14 protein-coding genes are annotated in these 19,892 nt (G+C 72.0%); 2 read left to right on the top strand and 12 right to left on the bottom strand.

Annotation, left to right across the window (positions count from 1 at the left end):
* Positions 1-390: 390 nt before the first annotated feature.
* The 4 genes from ACIA8F_RS36955 to ACIA8F_RS36940 all read right to left on the bottom strand — a co-directional run bounded on the left by ACIA8F_RS36955 (position 391) and on the right by ACIA8F_RS36940 (position 3,699).
* Complete coding sequence (locus tag ACIA8F_RS36955; protein ID WP_399385418.1) at positions 391-804, bottom strand: hypothetical protein; 414 nt, start codon at positions 802-804, stop codon at positions 391-393.
* 82 nt (positions 805-886) lie between these two features.
* Entirely contained in the window at positions 887-2,014 is a 1,128-nt protein-coding gene (gene proB, locus ACIA8F_RS36950; RefSeq protein ID WP_399385416.1) for a glutamate 5-kinase, read from the bottom strand.
* A 108-nt stretch (positions 2,015-2,122) separates the two neighbouring features.
* Positions 2,123-2,533, bottom strand: a complete 411-nt coding sequence (locus tag ACIA8F_RS36945; protein ID WP_399385417.1) for a GtrA family protein — start codon at positions 2,531-2,533, stop codon at positions 2,123-2,125.
* Positions 2,534-2,697: 164 nt separating this feature from the next.
* Positions 2,698-3,699, bottom strand: a complete 1,002-nt coding sequence (locus ACIA8F_RS36940; protein ID WP_399385415.1) for a glycosyltransferase family 2 protein — start codon at positions 3,697-3,699, stop codon at positions 2,698-2,700.
* A 156-nt stretch (positions 3,700-3,855) separates the two neighbouring features.
* On the opposite strand from ACIA8F_RS36940, the gene ACIA8F_RS36935 reads away from it, so the two are divergent.
* Entirely contained in the window at positions 3,856-6,735 is a 2,880-nt protein-coding gene (locus ACIA8F_RS36935) for a CDP-glycerol glycerophosphotransferase family protein (RefSeq protein ID WP_399385414.1), read from the top strand.
* Positions 6,732-7,937, top strand: coding sequence for a glycosyltransferase (locus tag ACIA8F_RS36930; protein WP_399385413.1), 1,206 nt, complete (start codon positions 6,732-6,734; stop codon positions 7,935-7,937). The genes ACIA8F_RS36935 and ACIA8F_RS36930 overlap by 4 nt, the downstream gene beginning before the upstream one ends.
* Positions 7,938-8,041: 104 nt before the next feature.
* Here the strand turns inward: ACIA8F_RS36930 and galE are convergent, their stop codons facing one another.
* The 8 genes from galE to ACIA8F_RS36890 form a co-directional block, all read right to left on the bottom strand.
* The gene (galE, locus tag ACIA8F_RS36925) at positions 8,042-9,031 is read right to left on the bottom strand and encodes a UDP-glucose 4-epimerase GalE (RefSeq protein WP_399385412.1); all 990 of its coding nucleotides are present in this window, start codon (positions 9,029-9,031) and stop codon (positions 8,042-8,044) included.
* Between the two features lie 64 nt (positions 9,032-9,095).
* A complete protein-coding gene (locus tag ACIA8F_RS36920; RefSeq protein ID WP_399385411.1) occupies positions 9,096-10,718 on the bottom strand; it encodes a glycosyltransferase family 2 protein in 1,623 nt (540 codons plus the stop codon).
* Positions 10,719-10,848: 130 nt separating this feature from the next.
* Complete coding sequence (obgE, locus tag ACIA8F_RS36915) at positions 10,849-12,291, bottom strand: GTPase ObgE (RefSeq protein WP_399385410.1); 1,443 nt, start codon at positions 12,289-12,291, stop codon at positions 10,849-10,851.
* 180 nt (positions 12,292-12,471) lie between these two features.
* On the bottom strand, positions 12,472-12,726 hold the full coding sequence (gene rpmA, locus ACIA8F_RS36910) for a 50S ribosomal protein L27 (protein ID WP_030013081.1): 255 nt from the start codon (positions 12,724-12,726) through the stop codon (positions 12,472-12,474).
* 13 nt (positions 12,727-12,739) lie between these two features.
* Positions 12,740-13,060, bottom strand: a complete 321-nt coding sequence (gene rplU / locus ACIA8F_RS36905; RefSeq protein WP_214950890.1) for a 50S ribosomal protein L21 — start codon at positions 13,058-13,060, stop codon at positions 12,740-12,742.
* A 495-nt stretch (positions 13,061-13,555) separates the two neighbouring features.
* A complete protein-coding gene (locus tag ACIA8F_RS36900; protein ID WP_399385409.1) occupies positions 13,556-17,536 on the bottom strand; it encodes an Rne/Rng family ribonuclease in 3,981 nt (1,326 codons plus the stop codon).
* A gap of 244 nt (positions 17,537-17,780) precedes the next feature.
* Positions 17,781-18,572: a TIGR03936 family radical SAM-associated protein gene (locus ACIA8F_RS36895; RefSeq protein WP_399385408.1), complete on the bottom strand. Its 792-nt coding sequence runs from the start codon at positions 18,570-18,572 to the stop codon at positions 17,781-17,783.
* Positions 18,573-18,708: 136 nt separating this feature from the next.
* The gene (locus tag ACIA8F_RS36890; protein ID WP_399385407.1) at positions 18,709-19,788 is read right to left on the bottom strand and encodes a hypothetical protein; all 1,080 of its coding nucleotides are present in this window, start codon (positions 19,786-19,788) and stop codon (positions 18,709-18,711) included.
* Between the last annotated feature and the right edge of the window lie 104 nt (positions 19,789-19,892).

Here is a 19,892-nt window from a genome sequence, read left to right as displayed (position 1 = left end):
CCCGGGCTGCGCCCGGACCCCTTCTGGGGCTCCGCCCCAGACCCCGCTCCTCAAACGCCGGAGGGGCTGGATTGTGCCGCTGCGCGGCACACCAGCCCGCCCCGCGCACAGCCAGCCGAACGCCGGCCACAATCAGCCCCTCCGGCGTTTGAGGAGCGGGGGCCCGGGGGCTGGCCCCCGGCAACGGCGCCGCACGCGCAACGGGTCCGGGCAGCGCCCGGGGAACGGTGGAAGGGCGGGTAGGGGACCTTGCCCCGCAGGGCCCAGCCAGCCGCACCCGCCCACCGGACCCCCCGCCAGGACGACAGTGGCGGCAGCACCGACCGGGCCACCGCCGGACGGAGTCCGGCGCAGCGAAGCGAAGCCCGCGCAGCGGTGCGAGTGACGCGTCTAGTAAGGGTGCACGCCCATGGGGTGGGCCGGGGGTGGGCCGTAGCCCTCCGCCACGCGTTGGTGGTACGTGGCGCGGTCGATGACTTCGAGGCCGACGATCTCCCAGGGCGGGAGCTTCGCCGAGGAGCGGTGTTCCCCCCAGAGCCGCAGGGCGACGGCCGCCGCGTCGTGGAGGTCGCGGGCTTCCTCCCAGTAGCGGATCTCGGCGTGGTCGTCGGCGTAGCGGCTGGTCAGGAGGAAGGGGTGGTCGTGGGCGAGCTGCTCCAGCCCACGGCGTACGTCGCACAGCGGCGCGGGCTTTCCGGAGACGCTCAGGGTGATGTGCCACAGGCGGGAGGCGTCCTGTGCCTCGCCGGGCCCGCCGACGTCACCGTCCCCGGTGCCGACGCTGGTCAGCGCTCGTCTCACCAGCCGCCTCCTTGTCTGCGCTACGCGTGTCCGCCCCTCACAGTTGACCAGTCCTCGGCTCACCGCGCGGTGGTTTTGCCGAACCTCAGCCCTGCAGCAGGACCAGATCGTCGCGGTGGACGACCTCCCGCTCGTACTCGGGTCCGAGTTCCCGCGCGAGCTCGCGAGTGGAGCGCCCGAGGAGCTGCGGGAGCTCCTTGGCGTCGAAGTTGACGAGGCCGCGCGCCACCGCCCGGCCGTCGGCCGCGCGCAGCTCCACGGGGTCCCCGGCGACGAAGTCGCCCTCGACCGCGGCGATGCCCGCGGGCAGCAGCGAGCTGCCGCGTTCGGTCACCGCGCGGACGGCTCCGTCGTCCAGGACGAGGTGTCCCTGCGGGGCCGATGCGTGCTGGAGCCAGAGCAGCCGGTCGGTCGAGCGGCGTCCGGTGGAGTGGAAGAGGGTGCCGGTGGCCCGCCCGGCCAGGGCGTCCGCGGCCTGGCTCGCCGAGGTGAGGACGACGGGGATGCCCGCTGCCGCGGCGATGCGGGCCGCTTCGACCTTGGTGGCCATGCCGCCGGTGCCGACGCCCGCCTTGCCGACGCTGCCGATGGTGACGTGGGCGATGTCCTCGGGGCCGCGGACCTCCTCGATGCGGCTGGTGCCGGGCTGGGAGGGGTCCCCGTCGTAGAGGCCGTCGACGTCCGAGAGCAGGACGAGGAGGTCGGCGCGGACCAGGTGGGCCACGAGTGCGGCGAGCCGGTCGTTGTCGCCGAAGCGGATCTCGTCGGTGGCGACGGTGTCGTTCTCGTTGACGACGGGCAGCGCCCCCATGGCCAGGAGCTGGTCCAGGGTCCGGTAGGCGTTGCGGTAGTGCGCGCGGCGGCTCGTGTCGTCGGTGGTCAGGAGCACCTGGCCGACGCGTACGCCGTACCGGGCGAAGGAGGCCGTGTAGCGGGCGACGAGCAGGCCCTGGCCGACGCTCGCGGCGGCCTGCTGGCGGGCCAGGTCGGTGGGGCGGCGGCGCAGGCCGAGCGGGGAGAGTCCGGCGGCGATGGCTCCGCTGGAGACCAGGACGATCTCCTTCTCGCCACCGCTGCGCGCCTTGGCCAGTACGTCGACCAGTGCGTCCACCCGGTCGGCGTCGAGTCCGCCGGCCGCCGTGGTCAGGGAGGAGGAGCCGACCTTGACCACGATCCTGCGCGCGTCGAGCACACCCTGCCTAGCCGCTGACACTTCTGTCCCCTGACCCTTGACCCTCGCCGAACACGAACTGCGAACCCCCGAACCTGCGAACCCGCCCGTTCAATCTACGGGGTGTCCGGGCGGGGCCGCCCAGGGGTTTCAGACCGTGGACGCGCTGTGGGTCTGCTCCGGTTCTCCGGCCGCGCCGGAGGTCCCCGGAATGAGGATCTTGCGGGAGAGCACGAAGGTGAAGGGGATGGCCACGACGGCCGCCACCAGCGGGGCGATCTTGGTGTTCATGCCCGCCCAGCTCACCAGGGCGTACAGGCCGGCGGACTGGATCACGTAGTTCGTGATGTTGGTCAGGGGGAAGAGCAGGAACTTCTTCCAGGTCGGCCGGGTCCGGTAGGTGAAGTAGGTGTTCATGAAGAACGAGCCGATCATCGCCAGCACGAAGGCGAGCGAGTAGGCGGCGAAGTACGGCATCCACGGGTGCAGGACCAGGTAGAGGACGAAGAAGGTCGCGGTGTTGACCCCGCCCACCAGGCCGAACCGGATGATCTGGCCCAGCTTGGCCCTCCGGTCCGCGGCCCGGTCGGCGGCCGGGTCGGCGGCCGGGTCGGCGGCCGGGTTCGCCACCGGGTTCGGGTCCGCGGCCGGCTGCCCGCCGGCCTGCGCAGCAGCCGCCTGGCCGTCCGCCGTTCCGTCCGGCCGGCTGTTCTTCGTGCCCGACATCACTTGCTTCGCTCCGCGATAACGGCCTGGGCCTCGGGCAGCAGCGCGTCCCGGACGTCGGTGGACGCGCCCGTCCGGTCGGCGCCGTGCGCCTCCTTCACCAGGAAGTGCGGCCGGCGCTTGGTTTCGTAGTAGATGCGGCCGATGTACTCGCCGATCAGTCCCAGCATGATCATCTGGACCCCGCCCAGACCCGCGATGAGCGCGACGATCGTGACGTAGCCCGGGGAGTCCACCCCGTTGGTCATCGCCATGACGGCGATCCACAGGGCGTAGAGAACCGTCAGGGCCACCAGCGACACGCCCGACCAGATGCCGATGCGCAGCGGCCGGTTGTTGAAGGAGATGAGCCCGTCCATGCCGTAGTTCAGCAGGGCGCCGAACTTCCACTTCGTCTCGCCGGCCTCGCGCTGCGCGTTGCGGTAGTCGAAGTGGACGGTGTCGAAGCCGATCCAGGAGAAGAGGCCCTTGGAGAAGCGGTTGTACTCGGGCAGCGAGAGCAGCGCGTCCACGGCCGGCCGGGACAGCAGCCGGAAGTCGCCGACGCCGTCGGTGAGCTCCACGTCGACCCAGCGGTTGATGCCCCGGTAGTAGAGGCGGCTCAGCGCGGTGCGGAGCTTCTTGTCCCCTTCGCGGGTGCGGCGGGCGATGATCTGGTCGTGGCCCTGCCGGTAGTACTCGAGCATCGTGCCGATGAGCTCGGGCGGGTGCTGGAGGTCGGCGTCCATGATGACCACGGCGTCGCCGGTGGCCTCGCGCAGGCCGGCGAGCATGCCGGCCTCCTTGCCGAAGTTGCGGCTGAAGGAGACGTACCGGGTCCGGTCGGCGTGCTGGGCCGCGATCTTGCGGAGCTTGCCGAGGGTCCCGTCGCGGCTACCGTCGTCGACGTAGCAGACCTCGTACTCGACGGGCAGTGCGTCCAGGACCTTGCGGATCTCCGTGTCGAAGCTGTCGATGACGGCTTCCTCGTTGTAGCAAGGGACTACTACAGACAGCTTCATGAACACTTCCTGCGGTCCGAACGGGTGATTTACGGCGACCGGACCTGCCACTCACCTCTTCCTTAGAAGTATGCACGGCGGTGGTTGCCCTGCCGGGTGTCAGTGCGGCACACGGTAGCTTTGACGGGATAAGCGGAATGAATCAGAGGGATCGAGGTGCACGTGCCTGACGTCTCCGTGGTCGTCATCGTCTACAACGACGCAGAGCGTCTCCCGGCAGCCGTCCAGTCGGTTTTGGACCAGACCCTGCACGGGGTCGAAGTCGTGATCGTGGACGACTGCAGCAAGGACGGGTCCTACGCGGTCGCCCAGGAGCTCGAAACCGCGCATCCGGGGAGGGTGCGCGCCTTCCGGCTGCCGGAGAACAGCGGCGGCTGCGGTGCCCCGCGCAATCACGGCATCCAGCAGGCCACCGGTACCTACGTCATGTTCCTGGACAGCGACGACGTGCTGGAACGTAATGCCTGCCGCAACATGCTGGACGCCGCCGAGCGGACCGGCTCCGACCTGGTCTCGGGCATGTGCGTCCGGGTCCACCTCGACAGCCGTTGGGGCAAGACCACCGAGTGGTACCCGTGGATCTACGCGCGCACCCGCACGCTGGAGTCGATTACCGAGTACCCCGACCTGCTGGTCTACGACACCCTCTCCACGAACAAGTGCTACCGGCGCGCGTTCCTGCTGGAGCAGGGCCTGGAGTTCCCGGTCGGCATCCACTACGAGGACCTGCTCTTCTCCGCGCAGGCCTACGTCGCCGCCCGCCGCATCACGCTCATCCCGAACCACGTCTACTACTGGAACGTGATCGAGAAGGCCTCGGCGAAGTCGATCAGCAACCGGCGCCACGAGATCGAGAACTTCGTCCACCGGATGGAGATCCACCGGCGCGTCGACGAGCTGCTGGCCTCCAAGGGGCACGCACAGATCAAGTCCGCGAAGGACGCCAAGTTCCTCAAGCACGACCTGGTCCTCCACCTGCGGGACCTGCCCCTGCTCGGTGACGCCTACCGCCAGGAGTTCGCCCGGCTGGCCAACGGCTACCTGGCGGGCATCGACCCGGCCGCGTACGACAACGTCAGCAACCTCCAGGCCATCTGCGCCTACCTGCTCGGCAAGGAGGACTGGGACAACCTCCTGCCCGCCGCCGACGCGATGACCAACCAGGGGCGGCTCACCTCCCCGCTCGCCGAGCGCGACGGGCGCGTCTACTGGTGCGACCGGCACATCGACGGCCCCGACGCCGACGAGGCCCGGCGGATACTGGACGTCACCGACCAGGGCTACGCCGGTGCGCCGCTCGGCTCCCTCACCCTGGGCAACCGCCTGACCGCGTACGAGGACGACGGCCGCGGCACGGTCACCCTGTCGGGCGCCGTCGTGAACCCGCTGGGCCGGATCCGCCCCGACACGGAGCTGAAGGCCTCGCTGGAGTTCCGGGCCCGCCGGCAGATCGGCGTCCGCTCCTTCAGCTTCCCGGTGGCAACCGTGCGCCACGCCGGTGACACGATCGAGTGGAAGGCCACGGCCGACGTCGCCGGCACCGTCCGCCCGCTCGGCATCATCGACGCCGTCTGGGACGTCCGGCTGAAGTTGACCGCCGGCAAGGACCGGCTCACCACCCGCGTCTCCATCGGCGGCGTCGACCTGGAAAAGGCTGCCCGGCTGCGCGTGCGCCCGAGGCTGACCCGGCTGGTCTCCGACCGCTTCGAGCCGGAGATGACCAAGAAGGGCAACCTCTCCTACGTCCTGACCGCCGAGGGCGCCGCCGCCGTGCGCACCCAGACGCTGATCAACAGCGCGATGCACGGCAAGGCCGCGGGCGTGGTCAAGCGGGGCCTGCGCAGGGCCCTGCGGGCCCGCCGCAACATCGGCTCGGGCGAGCAGAAGGTGAAGGTCTACCACGAGGTCTTCTCGAAGCTGCCGGTCAAGAAGGGCACGGTCGTCTTCGAGAGCCACATGGGCAAGCAGTACAGCGACAGCCCGAAGGCGATCTACGAGGAACTGGTGCGCTCCGGCGTGCAGTTCGAGGCGATCTGGTCCTACGCGGGCGGCAGGCCCACCGGCTTCCCCAAGGAGGCCACCCTGGTGCGGCGCTGGAGCTGGCCCTACCTGCGGGCGTTGGCCCAGGCCGAGTTCTGGATCGACAACCAGGGCTTCCCGCTGGCGCTGGCCAAGCGCCCGGGGACCACGTACATCCAGACCTGGCACGGCTCGGCCCTGAAGCGGATGGGCTTCCACGAGCCGCGCACCAAGGCGCAGGACCGTACGGGCCAGGCCCGCTTCCAGGCGGCCGTCGACCGCTTCGACCACTTCCTGATCCGTTCCGAGCACGACGCCCGCACCCTCGCCAAGGGCTTCCGGCTGCGTGACGAGGTGCTGCTGCGCACCGGCTACCCGCGCAACGACGCCCTGGTCGCGGCCCACCGCTCCGAGGCGAACAGCGGCGAGCGGGTCCGCGGCCCGCTGGCCGGGGAGTTCGGGATCGACCCGGAGAAGAAGGTGCTGCTGTACGCGCCGACCTTCCGGGCGAACGCGGACGGCGCGGTGGAGGGCTTCGAGTTCCCCTTCGACGTGGAGGAGTTCGCCGACCGGCTCGGCGACCGCTTCACGCTGCTGGTGCGCACCCACTACCTCAACAGCGTCACGCTGCCGCCGTCGGTGGCGGGCCGGGTCATCGACGTGTCCCGGCACCACGACATCACTCCGCTGCTGGCGCTGGCCGACGGGCTGATCACCGACTACTCGTCCGTGATGTTCGACTACGCGGTCATGGACCGGCCGATGCTGTTCTTCGCGTACGACTACGAGAAGTACGCGACCGACATCCGCGGCACGTACTTCGACCTCAAGGAGAAGGCCCCGGGCCCGGTGGTCTCCACCGCGGACGAACTGCTCCAGGCCCTCGGCGCCTTCGACGAGGCGGATGCCAAGTACGCCGAGGCGCGCCAGCGTTTCCTCGCCGAGTTCGGCGAGTACGACCGCGGCGACGCGGCCCGCCGGATCGTCGAGAAGTTCTTCACCAGGAGCGGCAAGTGAGCCAGCAGACTTCCACCGCCCCGCACACCCCCGAAGTCCCGGAGGGGACCTCCGGCGGCCGTGACGTCTTCCTCGTCTCCAACAGCGTGGACGAGCTCGGCGGCGTGACCACCTGGTCGCACCAGATGGCCCGGCTGTTCACCGAGCGCGGGCACCGGGTGCACGTCGTCGGCATCGCCCCCGTCGCCGAGGAGATCCGCCAGCAGCTCCCGGCGAACCTGCCCTACGCGGTCACCACGCTGTACGAGTCCCACCCGCCGGCGGCCCGCCGGCTGCACGGCATCAAGGGCCGGCTCAACGCGCCCGAACGGCGCCGCCAGGCGGCCCGCCGGGCCAAGATGCGGGCCAAGGCTGACCAGTTGGGCGAGCTGCTGCGCGCGGCCCGCCCCGGCGCCGTGGTGATCGTCACCCAGGTCTGGGCGATGGAGTGGGTGGCCCTCGCCGACACCAAGGGCTGCACGGTCATCGGCATGAGCCACGAGTCCTTCGAGGCCAGCAACAAGTCCACCCGGGGCCAGCGGGTCCGCCGGTTCTACCGGGACGTCGACCGCATGCTCGTGCTGACCCCCGAGGACGCCGACCTCTGGATCCGCTCGGGCATGGAGAACGTCTCCAGCATGCCGAACCCGCTGCCGTTCATGCCCGCCTCCCCCGCCCCGCGCACCGGGAAGGTCGTGGCGAGCGTCGGCCGCCTCGCCTTCGAGAAGGGCGTGGACCTGCTGCTCGACGCGTGGGCCGACGCTTCCCCGCACCACCCCGACTGGGTCCTGCGGATCTACGGGGCGGGCATGGAGGAGCCGACCCTGCGCGCACACGCCGCCGGGCTCGGCCTGGCGGGCTCGGTGGAGTGGATGGGCAGCACCGGCGACGTGCTGGGCGCCCTGAACGGTGCCTCCGTCTTCGCCCAGGCCTCGCGGGCCGAGGGGTTCCCCATCACCCTGCTGGAGGCGATGGCCGCGGGCGTGCCGGTGGCCGCCTTCGACTGCGCGCCGGGTGTGCGGGAGATCGTGACGCACGGCGAGGACGGGCTGCTGGCCCGGCTCGGCAACACGATGGAACTGGCCGGACACCTCGACCGGCTGATGGCCGACCGCGAACTGCGCGACCGGCTCGGCGACACCGCCTTCCGCAAGGTGAAGCGGTACTCCAGCGCCGAGATCACCGACCGGTGGGAGGCCCTGTTCTCCTTCCTGGAGCGCTGAGGCCCACGCTCTGACCTGGGGCCCCGCGCTCCACGCACGTACGAAGAAGCCGCCCGCCCCGGAATCGACCGGGGCGGGCGGCTTCTTCGTACGCTCTGCGGGCCTCAGGCCTTGCGGTGGGCCTCCCAGCCCTCCCAGGCCGAGGTGATCATCTCGCGGACGTCGTGGCGGGCCTTCCAGCCCAGCTCCGCGCCGATCCGGTCGGCGGAGGCGACGACCTTCGCCGGGTCGCCGGCGCGGCGCGGGGAGACCGCGGGCGCGTAGGCGGGATCGGTGTGCCCGGTGACCTCGTTGACCAGCTCGACCATCTCGCGGACGGAAACGCCTTCGCCGCGGCCGATGTTGACGGTGAGGTCCTTGTAGTCGCCCTGCGCGCCCCATTCGACGAGCTTGCGGGCGGCCACCACGTGGGCCTCCGCGAGGTCGGCGACGTGGATGTAGTCACGGATGCAGGTGCCGTCCGCGGTCGCGTAGTCGTCGCCGAAGATCCGGGCGCCCTCGCCCTTGTCGAACCGCTCGAAGATCATCGGGACCAGGTTGAAGACCCCGGTGTCGGCGAGCTCGGGGGTCGCGGCGCCCGCCACGTTGAAGTAGCGCAGGCACGCGGTGGAGATCCCGTGCGCCTTGCCCGCGGCCCGGACGATCCACTCGCCCGCCAGCTTCGTCTCGCCGTACGGGCTGAGCGGCAGGCACGGGGTGCTCTCGGTGACGAGGTCCACGTCCGGCATCCCGTACACGGAGGCGGAGGAGGAGAAGAGGAAGTTGCGCACGCCCGCGGCGGCCACGGCCTGGAGCAGGACGGTGAGACCGCCCACGTTCTCCTCGTAGTAGTGCAGCGGCTTATCGACGGACTCGCCGACCTGCTTCTTGCCCGCGAGGTGGACCACACCGGTGATCCGGTGCTCGGCGAAGGTCTTGTCGAGGAACGCACGGTCCAGCACCGAACCGATCACCAGCGGAACGCCCTCCGGGACACGGGCGGCGTTACCGGTCGAGAGGTCGTCCAGCACCACCACCTCCTCACCCGCAAGCAGCATCGCGCGGACGACGTGCGCCCCGATGTAACCGGCACCACCAGTGATCAGAAACGTCATGCGTGTCTCCCCAAATATCTTTCGTACGTCCGGTCCGGCGCCGGACCGTCAGCCGGGTTCCGCCCTAGCCGCGCACTATGCGCGCCCGGTGGAACCGGTGACGGGCCAGGCTCATGACACCCGCGGCACCGGGCGCGAGCCGCAGCGCCAGGGATCCCCCGGTCGTGCGGTACGGCTGCGCCAAGAGCACACCGTACCGGCTGCTGGGCAGCACCCGTCGGTGCAGCAGGCGGCGCAAGGGGCGGGGGGAGGTCAGTACGGCGCTCCCGTCGGCGCACTCCACGTTCAGCTTCACGTCCCACGCCTGCAGACCGCGCCGGCCCTCGCCCCGCCCGAGGCGCGCCAGCGTGGTGAGCTGGAACGGCAGCTCCGCGGTCCACCCCTGGCCGTCCCCGGCGGGGATGAGCGCCACCGGTTCGGCGACCAGCAGCTCCCCCAGGTCGCCCCGGGGCTGGAAGCGCAGCTGGACGGTGCGCGGGCCGGCCGCGGCGAGCCGCCCGTACAGGTCGTGCACCTTGATCCGCAGTCCCGCGCAGCCGTTCGGTTCGGCGTCGATGGTGACGGGCAGCTCCGACGTCTCCAGCTCGTCCATCCGGTCCAGCTCCACCGGCAGCGTGTCGCTCCAGACCGGCGCCCCCGAGGCGCCGGTCGCGTACGGGGGCGTCAGGCGGGGCGGGTCGGCGGCGAAGCGGGTCAGCCGCAGCAGGTCGGCGGGGGCGGGCGGCACCGCGGTGGCGCGCAGCACCCGTACGATCCAGCGGGCGTGCGCCCCGGCGGCCTCGATGTCGTCCTCGGCGAAGCCGGCGACGTAGTCGCGGGTCAGCGTCCACCAGGCGGCCTGGTACTCGGGGTCCTCGCCGAGCTCGCGCAGGTACATGCGCAGGTCGTACTCCAGGAACTTGACCTGGCAGGCCCGGCCCAGCTCGGCGGAGGACGCCTTCATCAGCCGGGAGGCCACGCGGTGGGCCTCCACGCGCGCGCTCCAGTTGCCGACGTCCTTGCGGTCCAGGGAGATGGAGACCCGGGCGGCGTTGCGGCGCACGTGCCACACGTAGACGAGGTCGCCGATCACCGCGATGCGGGGGCGGGCGGCCAGTACGCGGGCGGTGAAGACGAAGTCCTCGTAGATGAACCGGCCGTCGGGGAAGCGGATGCCGTACATGTCCAGGAAGGCCCGCTCGTACAGCTTGTTGACGCAGAGCGTGTCGCGGACCAGCTCCGGCCGGTCCGCCGGGACCTCGATGACCTCGCCCGGCGTGTACAGGCCGGGTACCCAGGGCACGTCGCGGCTCTCGGGCATCTCTCGGCGGACGCACGAGCCGACGGTGACCGGGGCCCGGTGCTCCCCGGCCGCGCGCACCAGGGCGTCGACGGCCCCGCGGGGCAGGACGTCGTCGCTGTCCAGGAACATCAGGTAGGGGGCGGTCGCGGCCGCGATCCCGTCGTTGCGGGGGGTGCCGCAGCCCCCGCTGTTCTCCGTGCGGTGCACGACCTTCACGCGGGGGTGGCGGGCCGCCAGCTCGTCCAGCACCTCGGCGGTGCCGTCGCTGGACGCGTCGTTGACCGCGATGACCTCGGCGACGACCGAGCCCTGGGCGAGGGCCGAGGAAACGGCCTGACCGACGAGCTCTGCATCGTTGTACGCGATCACGACGACGGCAACTGTGGGGGTATGGGTGCTCGTCACCCGTGGATCCTAGGCCACCCGAGTAAACGTGACCTTAAGACGGGTCACCCGAACGGGGGATAAACGGAATCCTGTGACGAGCCTGTGACGACGGCCGGGGACCCGGCCGTCGCCTTCAGTGACCGGCCGATCAGAAGGGACGGAACTCGTCGTACTCCTTCTGCGCGGAATCCCGCTCGGCTTCCTTCTCCTTGCGGCGCGTGGTGGCCGGACGCGGCGCCTCCAGACGGTGGTCCTCACCGCGGCGGCCCAGCATCTCGGCGCCGGCCATCATGGTCGGCTCCCAGTCGAAGACGACCGCGTTGTCGTCGGAACCGATGGCGACGCCGTCACCCGCGCGGGCACCGGCCTTCTTGAGCGCCGCCTCGACGCCGAGGCGGTTGAGGCGGTCGGCGAGGTAGCCGACGGCCTCGTCGATGTTGAAGTCGGTCTGGCGGACCCAGCGCTCCGGCTTCTCGCCGCGCACGCGGTACACGTCCTCGGCCTCGTCGTAGGTGATGGTGAAGCCCGAGTCGTCCACGGCCTTGGGCCGGATGACGATGCGGGTCGCCTCCTGCTTGGGCGCACGGGCGCGGAACTTCGCGATGACCTCGGCGAGGAAGTAGGACAGCTCCTTCAGGCCCGTACGGTCGACCGCGGAGACCTCGAAGACCTTGTAGCCGCGGGCCTCCAGGTCCGGGCGGACGATGTCCGCGAGGTCCTTGCCGTCGGGGATGTCGACCTTGTTGAGGACGACGAGGCGCGGACGCTTCTCCAGGCCGCCGCCGTAGAGCTTCAGCTCCTCCTCGATGGCGTCGAGGTCGGCGAGCGGGTCGCGGTCGGACTCCAGGGTGGCGGTGTCCAGCACGTGCACGAGGATCGAGCAGCGCTCGACGTGGCGCAGGAACTCCAGGCCGAGGCCCTTGCCCTGGCTGGCGCCGGGGATGAGGCCCGGGACGTCGGCGATCGTGTAGACCGTCGAGCCCGCGGTGACGACGCCCAGGTTCGGGACGAGGGTGGTGAAGGGGTAGTCGGCGATCTTCGGCTTGGCAGCGGAGAGCACCGAGATCAGCGAGGACTTGCCGGCGCTCGGGAAGCCGACCAGCGCCACGTCGGCGACGGTCTTGAGCTCCAGGATGACGTCGCCGCCGGTACCGGGTACGCCGAGGAGCGCGAAGCCGGGCGCCTTGCGGCGGGCGGAGGAGAGCGCGGCGTTGCCGAGACCGCCGCGGCCGCCCTCGGCGGCCACGTAGGTGGTGCCCTGGCCGACGAGGTCGGCGAGGACGTTGCCCTCCTTGTCGAGGACGACGGTGCCGTCCGGCACGGGCAGGATGATGTCCTGGCCGTCCTTGCCGGAACGGTTGTCGCCCGCGCCGGGCTGGCCGTTGGTGGCCTTGCGGTGGGGGCTGTGGTGGTACTCCAGCAGGGTGGTGATCGACTGCTCCACCACCAGGATGACGTCGCCGCCACGGCCGCCGTTGCCGCCGTCGGGGCCGCCGAGCGGCTTGAACTTCTCCCGGTGAACGGAGGCGCAGCCGTGGCCCCCGTTACCCGCGGCGACGTGCAGCTCGACGCGGTCCACGAAGGTGGTCATGGTTGTTCCTCCAGATACAGCGGGAATATCCCGGAAAGTCCCGGGGGGTAGGCCTTGCTACCCATTAAACGTGTCTGTGTGACAACGCGCCGAGGGCGGACCTCTCTTCCCGGCTCGCGCCGGGAAGAGCTGAGATCCGCCCTCGGGGTGTTACGAACGCTTCAGATCAGCAGAGCTGAATCAGGCGGCCGGAACGATGTTGACGACCTTGCGGCCACGGTGCGTGCCGAACTCGACCGAACCGGCCTGCAGCGCGAACAGCGTGTCGTCGCCACCACGACCGACACCCGAACCCGGGTGGAAGTGGGTGCCGCGCTGGCGGACGAGGATCTCACCAGCGGAAACGACCTGACCGCCGAAGCGCTTCACGCCGAGCCGCTGAGCATTGGAATCGCGCCCGTTCCGGGTGGACGATGCGCCCTTCTTGTGTGCCATGTCTCAGTCCCTCTTACTTCGCAGCCGCGGGGATACCGGTGACCTTGATCGCCGTGTACTGCTGGCGGTGACCCTGGCGACGGCGGTAGCCGGTCTTGTTCTTGTACCGAAGGATGTCGATCTTGGCACCCTTGTGGTGGTCCACGATCTCGGCCTGGACCTTGATGCCGGCCAGGACCCACGGGTCGCTGGTCACGGCTTCGCCGTCGACAACGAGCAGGGTCGAGAGCTCGACCGTGTCGCCAACCTTGGCAGTGGGAATCTTGTCAACTTCAACGATGTCGCCGACAGCAACCTTGTGCTGGCGACCACCGCTGCGCACGATGGCGTACACGCGGATCTCTCTCTCACTCGAAATCGGGAACCCCTGAAGCCAGCCGGCCCCGCGTCGAACCGCAGGCCGGCCTCCCCCGCCCCAGCCGCGAGGCAGCGGTACGGGAGGTGAGGTGCTCAGTGGATTGGCGTGTGCATAGACACGCCAGCGCCCTAGGTTACGGGGCCCGGTCGGGAGGGTCAAACCGGGGTCACGAAGGGGTCTCGGAGGGGTCGCGCAGGCGGCCAGGCCGGGGCCGGAGGGCGCATGCGGCCGACCGGCGGGGCCGCCCACAAGGGCTCGTACGGCCCCACCGACAGCCCGCACGCGCCCTCCGGGCCCACCCGGACGCCAGGGGCTCCGGCCTCCGGCCTTCGGCCCGCAGGGCCGGGGACACCGCTGCGGGCGGTGCCGGAGACCGAAAGCCCCCGCCCGGCACCAGGGGTGCCGGGCGGGGGCCGGTGGAACGCGATCCGCGGATCAGGCCTCGGTCGGAGCCGAGACGGAGGGCAGCGTCTACTGCTCGGCCGCCGCGGTCTTCTTCGTGGCCCGCTTCGCGACCGTCTTCTTCGCCGCCGTCTTGGCCGTGGTCGTCTTCTTGGCCGCGGTCTTCTTCACGGCCGCCGCCTTCTTGGCCGGGGCCTTCTTCGCCGCGGTCGTGGTCGCCTTCTTGGCGGCCGTCTTGCGGACCGCCTTCTTGGCGGGAGCCGCCGGGGCGGCCTCCTCGGCGACGGCCTCGGCCGCCTCGTCAGCGGGCTGCGCCGGCGTCTCGACCGGAGCGTCGACGACCAGGACGGCCGCCTCCGCTCCCGCCGGGGAACCGGCCGGAGCCGTGGCCTTACGGGTGGCACGGCGACGCGGACGGGCCGGCGCGGCCTCGACGGGGACCTCGGCCTCGGCCGGGGTCTCGACGACGGCCGGCGCGGCCTCGACGACGGCCTCGGGCTCCGGCTCGGCCACGGGGGCCTCGGCCACCGGCTCCGGGGCCTGGACCGCCTCGGCCGGGGCGCCCGCCGGAGCGGTCGCCTTACGGGTGGCACGGCGCCGGGTGCGGCCCTTGGGGGCCTCCTCCACGACCGGTTCCGCGACGACCGTCTCGGCGATCTCGACGACGGCCTCGGGCTCCGGCGTCTCGATGACCTCGGCGACCTCGGTGGCCTTGACGATCTCTGCCTCGACCACCGGCTCGGGCTCGGCCACGGGGGCCGCGGCCGCCGGGGCGCGGTCCGTCGCCGCACCGCGCGGGGCGCCCGCCGGAGCGGTCGCCTTGCGGGTGGCGCGGCGGCGGTTGCGGCGCCCGCTCACTCCGGCAGCGGCCTCGGCCTCGGCCGGGCTGCCGTAGAGCTCCTCGTCGGCGACGAAGGCCGGCTCGGGCAGCGCGACGGGAGCGGCGACCTCGGCGGCCAGTTCCGCCTCGGTCTCGGTCTCGATCTCGTAGTCGTCGCCCTCGCCCGTTTCCACGGCCTCGGTCTCGTGGTCGTGCTCGTGGTCCTGACCTGCGCCCTGGCCACCGCGGCGCTTGGAGCGCTTGCCGTTGCCACCGCCGCCGACCACGGTCGGGGTCTCCATGTGCACGATGACGCCGCGGCCGTTGCAGTGGACGCAGGTCTCGGAGAAGGACTCCAGCAGACCCTGGCCCACCCGCTTGCGGGTCATCTGGACCAGACCCAGCGAGGTCACCTCGGCGACCTGGTGCTTGGTGCGGTCGCGGCCCAGGCATTCGAGCATGCGGCGCAGGACGAGGTCGCGGTTGGACTCCAGGACCATGTCGATGAAGTCGATGACCACGATGCCGCCGAGGTCGCGCAGCCGCAGCTGGCGCACGATCTCCTCGGCCGCCTCCAGATTGTTCCTGGTGACGGTCTCCTCGAGGTTGCCGCCCTGACCGGTGAACTTGCCGGTGTTGACGTCGATGACGATCATCGCTTCGGTCTTGTCAATCACGAGGGAACCGCCCGAGGGCAGCCACACCTTGCGGTCGAGCGCCTTGGCGAGCTGCTCGTCGATCCGGTACGTCGCGAAGACGTCGACCTCGGAGGTCCAGCGCTTCAGCCGGTCGGCCAGGTCCGGGGCCACGTGGTTCACGTAGCCGTGGATGGTCTCCCAGGCGCTGTCACCGCTGACGATGACCTTCGAGAAGTCCTCGTTGAAGATGTCGCGCACGACGCGGACGGTCATGTCCGGCTCGCCGTACAGGAGGCTCGGCGAAGAGGTCGAGATCTGCTTCGACTTCTTCTGGATGTCCTCCCACTGGGCCTGCAGTCGCTCGACGTCGCGGCGCAGCTCGTCCTCGCTCGCACCCTCGGCGGCGGTGCGCACGATGACGCCCGCGTCCTCGGGGACGATCTTCTTGAGGATGGTCTTCAGGCGCGCGCGCTCGGTGTCGGGCAGCTTGCGGCTGATGCCGGTCATCGAGCCCTCGGGCACGTAGACCAGGTAGCGGCCGGGCAGCGAGACCTGGCTGGTCAGGCGGGCGCCCTTGTGGCCGATCGGGTCCTTGGTGACCTGCACCAGGACCGACTGGCCGGACTTGAGGGCGGACTCGATGCGGCGCGGCCCGTTGGCCATGCCGAGCGCCTCGAAGTTGACCTCGCCGGCGTACAGGACCGCGTTGCGGCCCTTGCCGATGTCGATGAAGGCGGCCTCCATGGACGGCAGCACGTTCTGGACCTTGCCCAGGTAGACGTTGCCGACGTACGAGGTGGCTTCTTCCTTGTTGACGTAGTGCTCGACGAGCACGTTGTCCTCGAGGACGCCGATCTGGGTGCGCTCGCCGGACTGGCGGACGACCATGACGCGCTCGACGGCCTCGCGGCGGGCCAGGAACTCGGCTTCGGTGATGATCGGGACGCGGCGGCGGCCCTGCTCGCGGCCCTCGCGGCGGCGCTGCTTCTTGGCCTCCAGGCGGGTCGAGCCCTTGATGGACTGGACCTCGTCGGAGGAGGTGGAGCCGGAGGCGACGAACTCGCCACGCTCGCGCGCCGGGCGCGGCTCGCGGACCTTGACGACCGTGCGGACACCGTCGTCCTCGGCCGCGTCGGCGTCCGTGCCACCGTCACCGCTGCGACGGCGGCGACGCCGGCGACGACGGCTGGAGCTGGAGCCGAGGGCCCCGTTCTCCTCGTCGTCCTCGGCCTCTTCGGTGTCCGCGTCCTCGGCGGACTCCGTCTCCTCGGCGGACTCGGCCTCTTCCTCGGCGGACTCGTCGAGGTCGGCGGCCTCACCGCGACGGCGGCGGCGGCCACCGCGACGGCGACGGCGCGACGGGCGGTCGCCCGACTCGTCGTAGTCCTCGTCGGCGGAGCCTTCGAGTTCGGTCTCGGTCTCGTCCTCGACCAGCTCTACGTCGGCCAGCGTGACCGGGCCGGACGGCGCGGCGGCGGCGGCCGGAGCCTGGGCCACGGGCGCGGCGGTCTCGGCGGCGGCGCCGCGGCCACGGCGGCGGCGACGGCCGGCCGGCTGCGGCGCGGGGGCCGCGACGGGTTCGGCTTCGGCCTCGACGAGGTCGAGCTCCTCCTCCTCGGCCTCCTCGGCCGGGGCGGCGGCAGCAGCGGCTGCGGCCATCATGGCCGCGGTCTCCGGGGTCTGGAACATCGGCTCGGCGAACACCGGGGCCTGGAACACGGCGACGGCGGGACGCCCGGCACGGCGGCCGCGGGCCGGGGCCTCGGCGGCGGGCGCCACCGGCTGCGCTGCTGCGGGAGCCGCCGGCTGCGCGGCGGCGGCCGGGGCGGTGGTGGAACGGGTGGCGCGGCGGCGGCCGCCGCGCTTCGGGGAGTCCACGGCGTCGGCCACGGTGACGGTGGCCTTGGCCGCGGCGACCGGTGCCTCGACGACCGCGGCCTCGGCCACGGCTTCGGCGGCGGGCGCCTCGGGGGCGGTGACGGCGCGGGTGGCACGGCGACGAGCACGCGGAGCCGGAGCAGCGGCCTCCTCGGCGACCGGAGCGGCAACCGGGGCCTCGACGACCGGAGCCTCAGCGGCGGGCGCCTCGGGAGCAGTCACGGCGCGAGTCGCACGGCGACGGGCACGCGGAGCCGGAGCAGCGGCCTCCTCGACGGCCTCGGCGGCCGGAGCGGCGACCGGGGTCTCGACGACCGGAGCCTCGGCGGCGGGCGCCTCGGGAGCAGTCACGGCGCGGGTAGCACGGCGACGGGCACGCGGAGCCGGAGCAGCGGGCTCCTCGACGGCCGGAGCAGCCGGAGCGGCGGGGGCGGCCACGGGAGCCTCGGCCACGACCTCGGCGGCGGACGCCTCGGGGGCGGCCACGGCGCGGGTCGCACGGCGTCGGGTACGGGCCGGGGCGGCGGCCGGAGCGGCCTCCTCGGCGGGAGCTTCGGCCACTACGGGCGCGGGAGCGGCTTCGGCGGCGGCTACGGCGCCACCGGGCGGGCCGGCCGGGCGGGACGCGGCACGGCGGCGCCGGCGCGGCGGCAGGTTGTCGCTCGGGCTGCCACTGTCGGCGGCGTTCTTGTTGTCGTTTTCGTTGTCGAGCATGCGGGGTTTCTCCCGTCACGCTCCCGGGCGCCGCGGCTGACGTCCGGTCCGGCACGGTTCCGCGTAATGAGCGCGGAACCGGCCTCCGGGGCGCGTTCGCCACACGGGAGCTCAGTTCAATGGCCGCCGGTTCCGTACGGTTGGTCGTACGGCCTGGCGGAAGTCTTCAAGTCTTCAGGTCTGTCCGTGCGCGGCCCGACCCAGGTGGCTCCCGAGTCCCAGGGCTGCGCTACGACGACGATCCCTACGCGGCGGGACCTTCCGGCGCCTTCGCGTCGGCGGTTGCGACCGCCGTGGGTGGGGCGGTCGTGACAGCCTCGCGGTCGGGCGCGAGCGGGTCGGTCACCGTGCCGGACTCCTCGTCGAAGAGCCCCTGCGCCAGCCTGGTCACCGCAGCGGGGACCGGCGGCGTTAGGTCGGCCACAGCTCGGAGACCGGACAGGACGTCGTCGGGTCGAACGGCAGGTGTCAGATGCCGAACAACCAGCCGCAGTATCGCACAAGCATTGTCCAGGGGCCTATCAGCCTCTGCGGTCGCCGTCACCGGAACCACGTCCAGGCTGACCACGGCCCCGCGCGTGTCGAAGGTCCGCATGCCGTTCTTGGTGCGGCGCTGGACCTCCACGGTCTCGGCCGCGAGGAAGGCCTCGACGGCCTTCTCCAGGTCTCCGGGCTCCACGCCGTCCAGGCGCAGCTCCCACACGGAGGCCGTCAGGCGGTCGGCGAGACCCGAGGTGTGCGCCTCGACGGCGTCGATGATGTCGAGGCCCACGGGCATCGACTCGTCGAGCAGCTCGCGCAGGACCGCGGGGTCGCGGGGCTCGGCGAGGGCGATCTCCAGGTATTCGGCCTCGCTGCCGGTCCCGGTCGGGGCGGCGTTCGCGTACGAGACGCGGGGGTGCGGGGTGAAGCCCGCCGAGTACGCCATGGGCACCTCGGAGCGGCGCAGGGCCCGCTCGAAGGCGCGCTGGAAGTCACGGTGGCTGGTGAACCGGAGGCGGCCGCGCTTGGTGTAGCGCAGGCGGATGCGCTGCACTACCGGTGCGGGAGGCGGGCCTTCGGGCTGTCGCTTGCCCAGTGGTTCATCTCCTTGTGCGGGGCTCCGCGGCTCGCGCGTCGCCCTGAGGTCTGTGGGGCCTGCAGTTCGCGCCTGCCCTCCGGCTCACCCCTGCTCAGGTCTTGTGCAGGGAGATCTCGGGGGCGGGCGTGTCGCCTGCGGCTCTGTTACTACCCAGAGTACGCGCCCGTGACCTCGCCGGTTCCCGGACCGGCCCCCCGAACAGCGCCCGCCGTACGTCGGCCCGCGCCTCGCGCACCGCGAGGCGGGTGGTCCGCCACACCTCGCCGACGGCGCGGCCGACCGGAGCGATCGCCTGCCGGTGCACCGCGCGGGCGGCCCGGCGGCCGGCGTCCCACCCGGCGCGCAGCACGTTCCCGACGGGGGTGACCACGTGCCGGCGCAGCCACCCGGCGGGCCGCACGACGGCCCACCGCCACAGCCGCACGAGCCCGCGTCCCAGCGCCCGGCTGACCCGCCCCGCGAGGTGCCAGGCCGCGACGAGCAGCTGCCCGAGCGGCACGAGCAGGTACGCCCACAGCCCCCGCCCGAGCGGCGCGAGCAGGTACCGCCACAGCCCGACGGCCCCGGGCCGTACGGCATACCGCCACAGCCCGGCCCACGGCCAGAGGAACAGGGCCTTGGCCACCCAGGCCGCACCGGCCGCGGCCCCCCGGCCCAGCCGGCGCAGGGCGTGCCCGACGGGGGTGAGGACGTACCGGTACAGCGCGCCGCCCGGCAGCACGAGCAGGTACCGGAGCGCGCCCGCGAGCAGCCGGGCGATGCCCCGCCCGGCGGGCAGCAGCCCGTACTCCCAGACCGGGACGAGCAGGTAACGCCAGAGCCCCGTGCCCGCGGGCTTCAGCAGGTACCCGTACAGGGCCTGCCCCACCGGGAGTGCGACGTAGCGCCAGAGACCGGCCCAGGGCCAGTAGAAGACCAGCTTGAACAGGACCCCGAGCAGCCACCCGGTCCCCCGCAGCACCGGCAGCAGGACCAGCTCGTACAGCCGGCGCAGCCCCTGCCCCAGCGGCCCGAGGACGGTCCGGTTCAGCATCCGCGCACCGGCGACGAGCAGGTCCCACACCACCCGCACGGGCAGCACGACCAGCACCGCCACGATCTTCACGGGGATGCGTACGGCTCCGACGAGGCAGCCTTCTCCCCCGGGTGCGCGCGCCTCTTCCAGTTCCATACGGATAAGGACTCCGCAGGGGCCCCTGCCGTTGCGGGGAACACCCCATCGGTCCGGACACGCGGAAGGCCCGCCCCGTGATCGGGGCGGGCCTTCGGCGTACG

Source organism: Streptomyces sp. NPDC051563 (assembly GCF_044454225.1).
Taxonomy (GTDB): Bacteria; Actinomycetota; Actinomycetes; order Streptomycetales; family Streptomycetaceae; genus Streptomyces.
The sequence above is the reverse complement of the archived record's forward strand: the minus strand, read 5'-3'. Positions and strand labels throughout refer to the sequence as shown.

Excerpts from the sequence above, each read along its gene's own strand:
- ACIA8F_RS36940 (WP_399385415.1), bottom strand. The coding sequence starts at position 3,699 with ATGAAGCTGTCTGTAGTAGTCCCTTGCTACAACGAGGAAGCCGTCATC.
- galE (WP_399385412.1), bottom strand. The coding sequence starts at position 9,031 with ATGACGTTTCTGATCACTGGTGGTGCCGGTTACATCGGGGCGCACGTC.
- obgE (WP_399385410.1), bottom strand. The coding sequence starts at position 12,291 with ATGACCACCTTCGTGGACCGCGTCGAGCTGCACGTCGCCGCGGGTAAC.
- rpmA (WP_030013081.1), bottom strand. The coding sequence starts at position 12,726 with ATGGCACACAAGAAGGGCGCATCGTCCACCCGGAACGGGCGCGATTCC.
- ACIA8F_RS36900 (WP_399385409.1), bottom strand. The coding sequence starts at position 17,536 with ATGCTCGACAACGAAAACGACAACAAGAACGCCGCCGACAGTGGCAGC.
- ACIA8F_RS36890 (WP_399385407.1), bottom strand. The coding sequence starts at position 19,788 with ATGGAACTGGAAGAGGCGCGCGCACCCGGGGGAGAAGGCTGCCTCGTC.